Source organism: Paracoccus sp. NBH48 (assembly GCF_015390265.1).
In the GTDB taxonomy this organism is placed as follows: Bacteria; Pseudomonadota; Alphaproteobacteria; order Rhodobacterales; family Rhodobacteraceae; genus Paracoccus; species Paracoccus marcusii.
On sequence record NZ_VUOJ01000003.1, the window covers coordinates 111,687 to 124,392 of the forward strand.

10 protein-coding genes and 4 pseudogenes are annotated in these 12,706 nt (G+C 68.1%); 3 read left to right on the plus strand and 11 right to left on the minus strand.

Annotated elements, in window-relative coordinates:
- Positions 1-43: 43 nt before the first annotated feature.
- On the minus strand, positions 44-313 hold the full coding sequence (locus F1642_RS06360) for a DUF1467 family protein (RefSeq protein WP_045981605.1): 270 nt from the start codon (positions 311-313) through the stop codon (positions 44-46).
- Positions 313-717, minus strand: a complete 405-nt coding sequence (gene mce / locus F1642_RS06365) for a methylmalonyl-CoA epimerase (protein WP_042246072.1) — start codon at positions 715-717, stop codon at positions 313-315. The genes F1642_RS06360 and mce overlap by 1 nt, the downstream gene beginning before the upstream one ends.
- Positions 718-847: 130 nt before the next feature.
- On the opposite strand from mce, the gene F1642_RS06370 reads away from it, so the two are divergent.
- A complete protein-coding gene (locus F1642_RS06370) occupies positions 848-1,582 on the plus strand; it encodes a response regulator (RefSeq protein ID WP_081994695.1) in 735 nt (244 codons plus the stop codon).
- Positions 1,583-1,584: 2 nt separating this feature from the next.
- On the opposite strand, the pseudogene F1642_RS06375 reads toward F1642_RS06370, so the two are convergent.
- From F1642_RS06375 to F1642_RS06400, 7 genes and pseudogenes are all read right to left on the minus strand, one after another.
- Positions 1,585-2,761, minus strand: a pseudogene (locus tag F1642_RS06375) (DUF1501 domain-containing protein).
- Between the two features lie 4 nt (positions 2,762-2,765).
- Positions 2,766-3,398: a DUF1800 family protein gene (locus F1642_RS15575; RefSeq protein WP_255522199.1), complete on the minus strand. Its 633-nt coding sequence runs from the start codon at positions 3,396-3,398 to the stop codon at positions 2,766-2,768.
- Positions 3,352-4,134 (minus strand): annotated as a pseudogene (locus F1642_RS15580) (DUF1800 family protein); the annotation flags it as partial. The gene F1642_RS15575 and the pseudogene F1642_RS15580, both read right to left, overlap by 47 nt.
- A gap of 65 nt (positions 4,135-4,199) precedes the next feature.
- Positions 4,200-5,975, minus strand: a complete 1,776-nt coding sequence (aspS, locus tag F1642_RS06385; protein WP_194885801.1) for an aspartate--tRNA ligase — start codon at positions 5,973-5,975, stop codon at positions 4,200-4,202.
- Between the two features lie 75 nt (positions 5,976-6,050).
- Positions 6,051-6,713, minus strand: coding sequence for a CPBP family intramembrane glutamic endopeptidase (locus tag F1642_RS06390; RefSeq protein WP_194885802.1), 663 nt, complete (start codon positions 6,711-6,713; stop codon positions 6,051-6,053).
- Positions 6,686-7,482: pseudogene (locus tag F1642_RS06395) on the minus strand (GH25 family lysozyme). Before F1642_RS06395 ends, F1642_RS06390 begins: the two are co-directional and overlap by 28 nt.
- Positions 7,483-7,666: 184 nt before the next feature.
- Positions 7,667-7,969, minus strand: a complete 303-nt coding sequence (locus F1642_RS06400; protein ID WP_194885803.1) for a tripartite tricarboxylate transporter TctB family protein — start codon at positions 7,967-7,969, stop codon at positions 7,667-7,669.
- 127 nt (positions 7,970-8,096) lie between these two features.
- Between F1642_RS06400 and F1642_RS06405 the strand changes: the two are divergent.
- Together F1642_RS06405 and F1642_RS06410 are read left to right on the plus strand one after the other, a co-directional pair.
- A pseudogene (locus tag F1642_RS06405) lies at positions 8,097-8,946 on the plus strand (glycosyl transferase).
- On the plus strand, positions 8,946-9,758 hold the full coding sequence (locus F1642_RS06410; protein WP_194885804.1) for an NAD(P)-dependent oxidoreductase: 813 nt from the start codon (positions 8,946-8,948) through the stop codon (positions 9,756-9,758). The pseudogene F1642_RS06405 and the gene F1642_RS06410 overlap by 1 nt, the downstream one beginning before the upstream one ends.
- Before the next feature lie 65 nt (positions 9,759-9,823).
- On the opposite strand, the gene cobT is transcribed toward F1642_RS06410, so the two are convergent.
- Both cobT and cobS read right to left on the minus strand, forming a co-directional pair.
- Positions 9,824-11,692, minus strand: coding sequence for a cobaltochelatase subunit CobT (cobT, locus tag F1642_RS06415; RefSeq protein ID WP_148912034.1), 1,869 nt, complete (start codon positions 11,690-11,692; stop codon positions 9,824-9,826).
- A 30-nt stretch (positions 11,693-11,722) separates the two neighbouring features.
- A complete protein-coding gene (gene cobS, locus F1642_RS06420; protein ID WP_045981614.1) occupies positions 11,723-12,694 on the minus strand; it encodes a cobaltochelatase subunit CobS in 972 nt (323 codons plus the stop codon).
- Positions 12,695-12,706 lie beyond the last annotated feature (12 nt).

Consider the following 12,706-nt stretch of genomic DNA (forward strand, 5'->3'; position numbering starts at 1 on the left):
CGCTGCTGGCGGCAAGCGGCCTTCACCCACCTGTTCCAGATGATCAGCGGATCCACTGGTCCAGGTTCGAGATATCCGCGCGCGTGATCACGCCGCCCAGGATAATCCATGCCAGCACGGCCCAGATGGCGCTGGTGATGGCCGTGGTCCAGATCAGCTTGCGCCGCCAGTTCACGCCCGACGGCGCGCCCGCATGGGTGCCGGGAATGACCTCTCCGGCATCGGCCTGACTGCGCTGCCCGATTGGCATGACGCAGAACAGGGTCAGGAACCACAGCGAGGCGAACAGAACGATACCGCCGGTCAGGTTCATCAGATTTGCTCCAGTTCGATCAGGCAGCCGTTGAAATCCTTGGGGTGCAGGAACAGCACGGGCTTGCCATGGGCGCCGATCTTCGGCTCTCCGGTGCCCAGGACGCGGGCGCCTTGTGTCTTCATGTGGTCGCGTGCGGCGATGATGTCATCCACCTCGAAGCACATGTGATGGATGCCGCCCGACGGGTTCTTGTCCAGGAACCCGCGGATCGGGCTGTCGTCGCCCAGGGGGTACAAAAGCTCGATCTTGGTGTTCGGCAGTTCGATGAACACCACGGTCACGCCGTGGTCGGGTTCGTCCTGAGGCGGGCCGACCGTGGCCCCCAGGGTGGTCTGGTACTGTGCCGCCGCCGCCTGCAGGTCGGGGACGGCAATGGCGACATGGTTCAGGCGACCGATCATCGTCACATCCTCCGTTTCAGGCGGTTCTAAGCCCTGGGCGCGCCGCGGGAAAGGAAAAGCATCGCCGTTAACCGGTTTCTTAGCGAATCGGGGCTTAACTGGGCGTGAAGACGTGGATGGGGACACAGACATGCTGACGGATATCACGGCCGACACGCCCAAGCCCTTGCCGCAATGGCGTTTGTCGCTGCCCAACAGACCGCTCACCGGCCTGACGGTGCTGGTGATCGAGGATTCGCGCTTTGCCAGCGAGGCCGTGCGGCTGCTGTGTCTCAAGTCCGGTGCGCGGATTCGCCGCGCAGATTGCCTGCGGTCCGCGGCGCGTCATCTGCGCAGCTATCGTCCGGCGGTGGTGGTGATCGACTTGGGCCTGCCCGATGGCGACGGGGTCGCGCTGATCGCGGAACTGCACGCCGCCGAACTGCGGGTGCCGGTGATTCTGGCGATGTCCGGCGATCCCGACCGCGCGTCCGAGGCGCTGGCGGCGGGTGCGGACGGGTTCCTGCCCAAGCCGGTCGAGAGCCTGGCGGTGTTCCAGCAGGCGATCCTGCGGGTGCTGCCCGCCGATACCGGGGCGATGACGCTGCGGGCGCTGCCCGACGACGTGATCCAGCCCGACCCCTCGGGCCTGCGCGACGACTTGGCCCACGTGGCCGAGGTGCTGTCCAGCGCCCATGACACGACCGAGATCGACTATATCGCCCGCTTCCTGGCCGGTGTCGCCCGCTCGGCGCACGACCCCGCGCTGGAGGCTGCGGCCACCGCACTTGCGCGCGACTATAACGCGGGCCACGCGCTTGCGACGGATCTGGCCCGCATCAGCGGCATGGTCCAGGACCGCCTGTCCCGCGTGGCCGAGATGTAGGATCAGGCGGTCATCCGCGGATCGGACCCCATGTCCAGTCCAGGAAAAACAGACCCCTCCAGGGTGGCACGATCGATGCCGAACTTGGCGTGCATCGCCCAGGCCGCATAGGCGCGAATGTCGCGCAGCGGCATCAGGTCGCGCCCGTCGTACAGATCGCCCTCGGCCAGACCCGGCCAATCGCCCATCATCCGCCCGCCGCGCACGGCGCCCCCCGCCACCAGCAGCGTGCCCCCGGTGCCGTGATCGGTCCCCGCCGATCCGTTCTCGCGGACGGTGCGTCCGAACTCGGTCATCGCCATGACGGTGGTGCGGTCCCAGTTCGCGCCCAGATCCGCCTTCAGCGTCAGGATCGTGTCGGCCAGCCGCCCCAGCATCCGCGGCAGCGTCCCCGCCTGCCCCGCATGGCTGTCCCAGCCGCCGATGGAAAAGCTGGCGATCCGCGTCTGGCCGTTCAGGCGGTCCCGCGGCAAAACGCGCGATCTCCAGGTGGTCCTGTCCCGGCTTGCCGGTGGCAAGGTCCGGCGACAGGCTGGCCACAATTTCCATCGCCTGCGCACTGGCGTCGCGGAACAACGGGTCATCGTGATAGATGCGCGTCAGCAGCTGCTCGGCCTGCGGGCTGAGGTCCATCTGCGCCTTGGGGGTCCAGCTTTTGGCCGGGGCCTGCCCCTGCAGGATGCGCATCTGCGACACCCCCACAGAATAGGCAGTCTCCGACGCCTGCCCCGGCATCGCCTGCAGCAGCCGGTTCAGCCAGCCGTCCTGCTGGGCATCCAGGTTCAGGTCGGTGCCGGTGCCGGCCTCCAGCATGGTCTGGCCGTCGAAATGGCTGCGCTTGTCGCGATAGGGCGTCGAGACCGCGGGCGCGAAGGCCAGCTGCCCGGCCTGCCACAGCGGCAACAGGTCCGACAGGCCCGGATGCAGCGCAAAGAACCCGTCCAGATCGGTGGCGCCGTGATCGGGTCCAAGCGACAGGGTCTGGCGCAGCCCCCGAAGTGCGGGGTCGCCATAGGGCTGAAACGCGTCCAGCCCGTCCATCGCGCCGCGCAGGATGATGACGACCAGGCGATTGTCGCCCGGCGCCGCCGCGAAGGTCGCCGAAGACAGCAGCGGATGCGCGGCGGCCGAACAGCCGATCAGCGCCGTCGATTTCAGGAACAGCCGCCGAGACAGCATCGCGTCACCTCCGGTTGAAATCGGCCGAGGCCAGGACCAGGGCCACGCCCTCGGCCTGGCTTTCGGCGCGCGGGACCGCCCAGGACAGCGCCTCGGACGCGGTGTCGCCCAAGGCCGCACGCAGCAACTGGCGTGCGTCGGGCAGCGGGTCGGTCAGCCGCGACGGCGCGCTGAGCGCCCAGGTGATGCGCATCGCCAGACCTTGGGGGCTGGCCCAGGCCGCCTGATCCTCGGGCCAGCCGTCGGGCCCCATGGGGCTGCCCCAGGCCTGCCCCATGGCGGTCATCGGCTGCAGCAACAGCCGCTGCAGCTGGCCCGGCTTCATGTCGCGGACCTGACGCCCGTCGACGCCAAGGCCGCGCAGGGCGGCCACCAGAAAGTCGAAGGGCTGCCGCATCTTCTGGCGGAACTGCTGCCGCAGTTCCGGCGCCTCTGCCAGCGCCAGGTTCATCGCGCCCAGATCGCCGCCGGTATCGGCGAACACGGCCGCCAGCCGGTCGACCAGCGGCTGCGGCGGTTCGTCCGCGACGAAAATGCACGGCCATCTTGCGGGCGATATGCCGGGCGGTCGCCGGATGGCGGGCCAGATCGGCGATGACCCCGCGAATGTCGTCCAGACTGGCTCGCCCCCCGCCATAGCGGGCGCCTAGAACCGTCTCGGCCCCCGGTTCGGCCTGGCCGGGACGGAAGATGCCCGTCTGCCGGGGGTGATAGGCCAGTCCGGTCAGCAGTTCGGCCAGCTGCGTCACGTCCTGCTGGGAGTAATCGGCCCCCACGCCAAGACTGTGCAGTTCGATCATCTCGCGCGCCAGGTTCTCGTTCAATCCCAACGGCTTGTCGGGATTTCTGCGCGCGCGGGCCGAATTGGGGCCGACCGACCGGTCCTGATCCAGATAGCGCACCATCGCCGGATGGGTTTCGGCCGCCAGCATCATGTCGGCGAACCGACCGGTTAGATACGGACGGATCGCATCTTGCACAAAGGCGTCGGTCATCAGGTTCCAATAGACCGTGCCACCGGTGACGGTGAAATGATCGGCCCAGAACCAGACCAGACGTTCCCCAAAGCCGGATGGGTCATCGACTGCGCGCGCGAAACGGTTCTGGATCGCCGCACGATAGATGCCGCCCAGCCTGCGCCGATAGGCGACATCGCGATCGCGGGCGGCAGGATCGCCGGCGCGGGCGGCGGCGCCAAGGTCAAGGCCCTTGTCCTGCCAGGCGCGGACCTTGTCCAGCGTCACGGCCTGCGGCCCGAACTGCGTGGCCGCCGCAACCGATGCCGCCATTCCCGACGGCTCGGCGGGCGGTGTCAGGCGCGGCGACAGGCCGAAGCCAAGGCGGATCGCGGCGATTTCAGCATAGGACGGCATCGGGCGACAGGCTCCGGCTGGTGCTGCTGTGCAGCATCATGCCATGCCCGCCGCCCGGGGTCAGGTCACTCTTTCGGCAACGCGCGCAGACGCAGGTCGCGCATCTGTTCGTTGGTGGGCTCTGACGGGGCGCCCATCATCAGGTCCTCGGCGCGCTGGTTCATCGGGAACATGATGACCTCGCGGATGTTCTGCTCGTCCGCCAGCAGCATCACGATGCGGTCGATGCCCGCGGCACAGCCCCCGTGCGGCGGCGCGCCATAGCGGAACGCCTTGACCATGCCCCCGAACCGCTTTTCGACCTCGGATGCCGGATAGCCGGCCAGCTCGAACGCCTTGAACATGATCTCGGGCTTGTGGTTGCGGATCGCGCCGCTGATCAGCTCATAGCCGTTGCAGGCCAGGTCGTACTGGTATCCCAGAACCTCCAGCGGGTCGCCCTGCAGCGCCTCCATCCCGCCCTGCGGCATCGAGAAGGGGTTGTGGCTGAAGTCGATCTTGCCGTCGTCGGTCTTCTCGTACATTGGGAAATCGACGATCCAGGCGAACTTGAACTGGTTTTCGTCGATCAGGCCCAATTCACGGCCGATTTCCGTGCGGGCGCGGCCCGCGACGGCCTCGAACTGGTCGGGACGGCCGCCCAGGAAGAAGGCCGCATCACCCTCGGCCAGGCCCAGCTGCGTGCGGATCGCCTCGGTCTTCTCGACGCCAAGCGCCTTGGCGATGGGACCGGCGGCCTCGGTCGAACCGTCCTCGGCGCGGCGCCAGATGATGTAGCCCATGCCGGGCAGGCCCTGCCCTTGCGCAAAGGCATTCATGCGGTCGGCGAACTTGCGGCTGCCGCCGGTGGGCGCGGGAATGGCGCGGACCTGCGTGCCCTCCTGCTCCAGCAGCTTGGCAAAGATGCCGAAGCCCGACCCGCGGAAGTGATCGCTGACCACCTGCATCTCGATCGGGTTCCGGAGGTCCGGCTTGTCAGTGCCGTATTTCAGCAGGCTGTCGGCATAGGGGATCAGCGGCCAGTCGGCATCCACGCGGCGGCCGCCGCCGAACTCCTCGAACAGGCCCTGGATCACCGGCTGGACGGTGGCGAAGACGTCCTCCTGACGGACGAAGGACATCTCCATGTCCAGCTGATAGAAGTCGGTCGGGCTGCGGTCGGCGCGCGGGTCCTCGTCGCGGAAGCAGGGCGCGATCTGGAAATACTTGTCGAAGCCCGCGACCATGATCAGCTGCTTGAACTGCTGGGGCGCCTGCGGCAGGGCATAGAACTTGCCCGGATGCAGCCGCGACGGCACCAGGAAGTCACGCGCGCCCTCGGGGCTGCTGGCGGTGATGATCGGCGTCTGAAATTCGGTGAAGTTCTGGTCCCACATGCGGTTGCGGATCGATCGGATGACCTTGGACCGCAGCATGATGTTGTTGTGCAGGCTGTCGCGGCGCAGGTCCAGAAAGCGATAGGCCAGCCGCGTCTCCTCGGGATAGTCCTGGTCGCCGAAGACCGGCAGGGGCAGTTCGTCCGCGGGGCCCAGCACCTCGATCTCGGTGGCATAGACCTCGACCTCGCCGGTGGGCAGCTTGGCGTTAACCAGCGACGCGTCACGCATCTTGACCCGGCCGTCGATGCGGATGACGGTCTCTGCCCGCAGCTTGTCCATCGCGGCAAAGGCCGGGCTGTCGCTGTCGGCCAGGACCTGCGTCATGCCGTAATGGTCGCGCAGGTCGACGAACAGCACGCCCCCGTGGTCGCGGACCCGGTGGACCCAGCCCGACAGGCGGACGGTGGTTCCGGCATCGGCGGCCTTCAGGTCGCCGCAGGTATGGCTGCGATAGGCGTGCATGAGCGTTTTCCCCAGTTTTTCAGCCCCCGCACAAAGCGCGGGCCGGGCGGGAAGTCAACCTCTTAGAGCGGGCCTTCAGAACGGCCGCACCACGTTGCCGCTGTAGAAATAGACGCCCATGCCGACGGCGAACAGCACGTTCCCGGCCACCGCGTGCAGCGCCCAGGCCGCCGGAAAGCCGTGCCGCAGATAGGCGCGGGCAAAGAACCAGCCGCCCACGAAGGTCATGATCGCCACGATCCAGGACCAGTACATCAGATGCGCGAACGAAAAGATGGCCGCGTTCAGCGCGATGGCCGCCCGTCCCTGGGGCAGGATCGCGCCGTAGCGGTGAAAGAACAGCGGTCGGAAGATCAGCTCCTGCGGCAGCGCCGACAGGATCGGATAGAAGGTCCAGATGACCAGCAGGAATTCGGGCCGGTTGCGGGGGATCGAGAACAGCGCTTCGGGGCGCATCCAGGCCAGGATCAGCCAGCCCGCTGCCAGCGTCGCCAGCGCGATGCCCGCCAGCTCCTGCCAGGGCATCCGCCGCCAGCCCCGCACCAGCACGCGCCAGCGGAACCCGCCGGTGATCCACAGCAGCGCCATTCCGGCCAGGCTGAACAACGCCAGCGCGGTGAACAGCTGATCGGGCGGCAGGAACAGTGCGATGGCCAGCGGCGCCCCGACATAGAGCGCCGCGAACTCGACCTGCAGCCAACGCCGCGGGGCTAGCGAACCAGACGCGCCTGCAACCATCGCGCCCAATCCGCAGCCGAGCCCGCAAAGGCGTTGATGTCCGTGTCACCGCGGATGCCCGGAACGATGCCCGTGCCGGTATACTGCCAGAACGTCCAGCGCTGGCCCGGATAGGTGACACTGGGATGATCCGCGACCGAGCGCAGCCAGAACTCGGCGTTCATGCGGCCCATCTGGTTCTCGCGATAGAAATCGACGGTGGTGTAGATGATCGGGCGCTGGCCGTAATGACGGCCGACGATCTGCATGAAGACCTCGGCCTCGCGCAGGACCTCGGCAGCCGGGGGTCGACGAGGGCAGTTGCGGGAATTGGTCCACTCCATGTCCAGGACGGGCGGCAGCGATCCGGCCTCGCGCGGGACGTTCTGGATGTACCAATATGCGTTCTCGGCGCCAGATCGACAGAAATAGTAGAAATGATAGGCGCCCCGCGGGATCCGGGCCTGCGCGGCCTCGTACCAGTAGCGGCGGAAGTTCGGGTCGGCGTGATCGCCCCCTCGGTCGCCTTGATGAAGGCGAAGCTGATGCCCGCGCCGCGCACCCGGTTCCAGTCGATGTCCCCCTGCCAACGCGAGATGTCGATGCCGTGCACCGCATGCCCATAGGGCGCGCCGTTGCGCCACTGGTGCGGCGCGCGATCGCCCAGCTGCGGGTTCGCCCCGGGTCCGGGCGCGACCTGATAGCCGCCGGGCGCCTGCCCCCGTGGCGGCGTCCGTCCGCAGGAGACGGCGAATGTCACCACCGCCAACCCCAGCAACAGCTTTGTCAGAAATTTCATGCCTGCCCCTTCTTCTGTCCGAAGATACCGCCCGCGGCGCTTTGCGCGCCATTCTGTGGCCGTTATCTCAAACCCGTGAGGCAATGTCATCGGCCCAAGCCGGTCACGGTTGCGTCAGAAGAACGCCCGGACCGTTTCGGGTCCGGGCGCGGGGAACGCGGAATGTGGGCTCGGCTCAGTTCGCGGGGGCGTCGTCGCCTGCGGGCCGGTCGGCGGTGCCGGTGGGGGCGGTGGTACCATCGGCCGGGGTATCCGCGCCGGGCGTGGTGGGTTCGCCGACATCCTCGCCCAGACCCTCGGCATCGCTGATCGGCGTGTCGGCGGGCGGGGCGGTCGTGGCGATGCCGTCTTCCTGTTCGTCCACGCCGGGCGTGAAGACGAAGAACACCAGTGCCGCCACGACCAGCGCGACGATGATGGCGATGATCGCGGGCTTGTGGTTGCGCGCGGCTTTTTCCGGCTCGTGGTTGTGGGACATGGGATCACTTTCCTGTTGGACTCGCAAGGAAACGTGGCCGGGGGTGGGCGGTTCCGCAACAGCTTGGCAAACCCCGCGCCCGTCTGCCATGAAGGCCCGACACCCGCCCCGATCAGGACCCGCGCCGATGACCGATCCCACGCTGCCCCCCGGACTAGTCGCGGACGGACCTGCGACAGCACGCCGCGCCTTCGTCACCCTGGTCAGCAATGCCGCCTACCTGCCCGGCGCCGAGGCGCTTCTGCGTTCCCTCAGGCTGACCGGAACCTCCGCCGATCTGGCGGTGATGCATCGCGGCCTTGATGCGGATGCGCTGGCGCGCCTGTCCGCGCTTGGCGCCCGGCTGATCCGCGCCGACCTGCTGCCCACGTCGGACGCCTTCGACCAGGCCCATGCCCGCGACGCGCTGCATGCACGGGCCGCATTCCTCAAGGGCGGAAAGCCGGATTTCCATACCCCCTTGGACAATTTCATCAAGCTGCGTCTGTGGCAGCTGGACTACGACGCCTGCGTCTTCATCGACGCCGACGCGATCGTGCTGCGCCCGGTCGACAAGCTGTTCGATTTCCCGGAATTCTGCGCCGCGCCCAATGTCTATGACGGGCTGGACGGGTTCGGCCGGATGAATTCGGGTGTCTTCACCGCACGCCCCGATCCCGCGACCTTCGCCGCGATGATGGCCCGTCTGGACCGGCCGGGCGCCTTCTGGCGGCGCACGGACCAGACCTTTCTGCAGGAGTACTTTCCCGACTGGCAGGGGGCTTTCGATCCACCACAACCTGCTGCAATACGTCTGGACGCACATGCCGCAGCTGTGGGACTGGACCCAGATCCGCATCCTGCATTTCCAGTACGAGAAGCCTTGGCAGGATCACCCCAAGGCCGACAGTCTGCGCCCGCTGATCGACCTCTGGCGCCAGATCGCGGCGGGCGGACCCGTGCCCGACCTGAACGCCCTGCCCGGCCCGCCCGCCTGATGCGCGTGGCCCTGACCGGCGCGTCCGGGATCGTCGGGCGCTATGCCGCGCGCGCTCTGGGCCGGGCGGGCCACGACGTGACGCCCCTGGACCGGGCCCATGGCTGGGCGTTGGGCGACCCTGCGCCGCTGCAGGGCCATGACGCGCTGATCCATTGTGCCTTCGCCCACGCGCCGGGCCACTATCGCGGCGGAGAGGGCGACGACCCCGCGGCCTTCATCGCTGCCAACCTGGACGGCACGCGTGCCCTGTTCGATCAGGCCGTGCGGCAGGGGGTCGGGCGGGTGCTGTTCCTGTCCTCGCGCGCGGTGCATGACGGTCATCCGCCGGGGATGCGCCTGCCCGACGACCTGCCCGCCGCGCCGACCACGCTCTACGGCCAGGTCAAGGCCGGGGCAGAGGCGCATCTGGCATCGCTGCCGCTGGCGGGCTGCGCGATCCGTGCGACCGGCGTCTATGGTCCCGGCCCGGCGCATAAATGGCGGACGTTGTTCGCCGATTACCTGTGCGGTCGCCCCATCGCCCCGCGCATCGCGACCGAGGTTCACGCCGCCGACCTCGCCCGGGCGCTGGTCCTGCTTCTGTCGACGGGGGTGCTGCCATCCACCGTCAACTGCAGTGATCTTGTGCTGGATCACCACGACCTGCTGGCGATCGTCCGCGACGCCACCGGCAGCCGTCACCCGTTGCCCCCGCGTGCCGATGCGTCACGCCTGCGCCTCCCGGACTGCACGGCACTGATCGGCGCCGGATGGCAACCCGGGGGTGATCGCCTGCTGCGCCACACGATCCGTCGATTGCTGCGGGACTAGGTCCCGGATCAGCGATGCCCTCGGGGGGTCCGGGGGGCAGCGCCCCCCGGCGTCGCGGGACGCAATCAGCCTCGCCGGATCGACGCCATGCCCAGCACCCGCGCCCGCTTGCGCGGATCGCTGTCGAACAGCGCCGCCAGCTGCTCGGTGATCGCCCCGGCCAACTGCTCCGCATCGGTGATCGTCACGGCCCGCTGATAATAGCGGGTGACGTCATGGCCGATGCCGATCGCCAGCAGCTCGACGGCGCGGCGCTTCTCGACCATGGCGATCACGTCGCGCAGGTGGCGTTCCAGGAAGTTGGCAGGGTTGACCGACAGGGTGCTGTCATCGACCGGCGCGCCGTCCGAGATCACCATCAGGATCTTGCGTGCCTCGGGGCGGCGGGTCAGGCGCTTGTGCGCCCATTCCAGCGCCTCGCCGTCGATGTTCTCCTTCAGCAGCCCCTCCTTCATCATCAGCCCCAGATTGGGGCGGACGCGGCGCCAAGGCGCATCGGCGGACTTGTAGACGATGTGGCGCAGGTCGTTCAGGCGGCCGGGCTGGGCCGGACGGCCCGCGGCCAGCCACGCCTCGCGCGACTGCCCGCCCTTCCAAGCGCGCGTGGTAAAGCCCAGGATCTCGACCTTGACGTTGCACCGCTCCAGCGTGCGGGCCAGCACGTCGGCGCAGATCGCCGCGATGCTGATCGGACGCCCGCGCATCGACCCGGAATTGTCGATCAGCAGCGTCACGACCGTATCGCGGAACTCGGTGTCCTTCTCGATCTTGAAGGACAGCGGCATGGTCGGGTTCGCCACCACGCGCGCCAGGCGGCCGGCGTCCAGGACGCCCTCCTCCTTGTCGAACTCCCAGCTGCGGTTCTGCTGGGCCTGCAGGCGGCGCTGCAGCTTGTTGGCCAAGCGGCTGACCGCCCCCCGCAACGGTTCCAGCTGCTTGTCCAGATAGGCGCGCAGGCGCTCCAGCTCGGCGATGTCGGCCAGATCCTCGGCGCGGATCTCCTCGTCCCAGGTCTGGGCAAAGACGCGGTAATCGGGGCTGGCCTCGCTGACCGGGGGCGGCAGGTCGGGCGGGCTGTCCTGATCGGGCATCTCCGCCTCGTCCGCCATCTCGTCCTCGGCGGTGTCGTCCATGCCGACCTGGGCCTGGCGCTCGTCCTGTGTCTGCTCCTGGCTGCGCTCGGGGCTGGCGTCGCTCTCCTCGCTGTCGTCCTGATCCTGCGATTCGCTGTCGCCGGATTCCTCGTCCTGCTCGGCGTTCTCGTCGCTGTCGTCATCCTCGGGCTGGTCCGGATCCTCGCCCAGCTGGTCGCCATAACCCAGGTCGGTGATGATCCGCCGCGACAGCCGAGAGAACGCGGCCTGATCCGCCAGCGCATCGTTCACGTCCGCCAGCGCCCCCGAGGCCTGGCTCTCGACAAACGGCCGCCACAGGTCGGCGACATGCTGCGCGCCCGCGGGCAGCGCACGCCCGGTCGCCGCCTGGCGCAGGATGTAACCCGCCGCCACCGACAACGGTGCATCGGCCGGGGCCTTGATCTGGGCATAGCCCTTCTTGTCGGCCTCGGCGCCGATCTTGGCGTCGATGTTGGACAGCGCCCCCGGCATGTCGCGCGCGCCAAGCGCCTCGCAGCGCGCGGTCTCCAGCGCCTCGTACAGCTCGCGGGCCATCGGGCCCGCGGGGGAATAGCGGGCATGGGTGCCCGCATCGTGGTGGCGCATCCGCATGGCCAGCGCGTCGGCCGTGCCGCGCGCCAACAGCACCTCGTCGCGGCCCATGCGGCGGCTGATCTGCGGCAGGCGCATCGTGTCGCCCGCAACCCCGGCCGGGTCCGCGCTGAAGGTCACGTTCAGTTCGTGTTCGCCCGCCAGCGCGCGCGTCGCCTCGGTCAGGGCCTTCTTGAACGGGTCGGCGGGGTTGTCGGATTTCTTCATCTGCGGATGGCCCCCTTGGCCGCGCGGGCCTCAGCCCGCCTTGGCGGCTGCGCTTTCCGGCAATTCCTCGTCGAACAGGCGCTGATAGAACTCTGCCACGGTCTGGCGTTCCAGCTCGTCGCATTTGTTCAGGAAGGTCAGGCGGAACGCGTATCCCACGTTGTCGAAGATGCGCGCGTTCTGCGCCCAGGAAATGACCGTGCGCGGGCTCATGACGGTGGACAGGTCGCCCTGCATGAAGGCGGTCCGCGTCAGGTCGGCCAGCGTCACCATCTGGTTGATGGTCTTGCGGCCCTTCTCGGTGTTGTAATGGGGCACCTTGGCCAGCACGATCGCGGCCTCGGCGTCGTGACGCAGATAGTTCAGCGTCGCGACCAGCGACCAGCGGTCCATCTGGCCCTGGTTGATCTGCTGGGTGCCGTGATAGAGGCCGGTCGTGTCGCCCAGGCCCACCGTGTTGGCGGTGGCGAACAGCCGGAAATAGGGGTTCGGCGTGATGACCTCGTTCTGGTCCAGAAGCGTCAGCTTGCCATCGGCCTCCAGCACGCGCTGGATCACGAACATCACGTCCGCGCGGCCCGCGTCGTATTCGTCGAAGACGATCGCGGTCGGGTTCCTCAGCGCCCAGGGCAGGATGCCCTCGTGGAACACGGTGACCTGCTTTCCGTCGACCAGCTTGATCGCGTCCTTGCCGATCAGGTCGATCCGGCTGACATGGCTGTCCAGGTTCACGCGCACGCAGGGCCAGTTCAGGCGCGCCGCGATCTGTTCGATATGGGTGGACTTGCCCGTCCCGTGATAGCCCTGGACCATGACGCGGCGGTTGTAGGCAAAGCCTGCCAGGATCGCCATCGTCGTGTCGGGATCGAACTTGTAGGTGCTGTCGATCTCGGGGACGCGATCCGTGCGGTCGGCAAAGCCCTTGACCTTCATGTCGCTGTCCAGACCGAACACCTCGCGCAGGTCGATCTCTTCGGTGGGTTTCGCGTTCATGTCCAGCATCGGCCCTAGCCC

Bases quoted from the DNA above. Each gene is read 5' to 3' on its own strand.
- F1642_RS06360 (WP_045981605.1), bottom strand. From the start codon at position 313: ATGAACCTGACCGGCGGTATCGTTCTGTTCGCCTCGCTGTGGTTCCTG.
- mce (WP_042246072.1), bottom strand. From the start codon at position 717: ATGATCGGTCGCCTGAACCATGTCGCCATTGCCGTCCCCGACCTGCAG.
- F1642_RS06370 (WP_081994695.1), top strand. From the start codon at position 848: ATGCTGACGGATATCACGGCCGACACGCCCAAGCCCTTGCCGCAATGG.
- F1642_RS15575 (WP_255522199.1), bottom strand. From the start codon at position 3,398: ATGGCGGGGGGCGAGCCAGTCTGGACGACATTCGCGGGGTCATCGCCG.
- aspS (WP_194885801.1), bottom strand. From the start codon at position 5,975: ATGCACGCCTATCGCAGCCATACCTGCGGCGACCTGAAGGCCGCCGAT.
- F1642_RS06390 (WP_194885802.1), bottom strand. From the start codon at position 6,713: ATGGTTGCAGGCGCGTCTGGTTCGCTAGCCCCGCGGCGTTGGCTGCAG.
- F1642_RS06400 (WP_194885803.1), bottom strand. From the start codon at position 7,969: ATGTCCCACAACCACGAGCCGGAAAAAGCCGCGCGCAACCACAAGCCC.
- F1642_RS06410 (WP_194885804.1), top strand. From the start codon at position 8,946: ATGCGCGTGGCCCTGACCGGCGCGTCCGGGATCGTCGGGCGCTATGCC.
- cobT (WP_148912034.1), bottom strand. From the start codon at position 11,692: ATGAAGAAATCCGACAACCCCGCCGACCCGTTCAAGAAGGCCCTGACC.
- cobS (WP_045981614.1), bottom strand. From the start codon at position 12,694: ATGCTGGACATGAACGCGAAACCCACCGAAGAGATCGACCTGCGCGAG.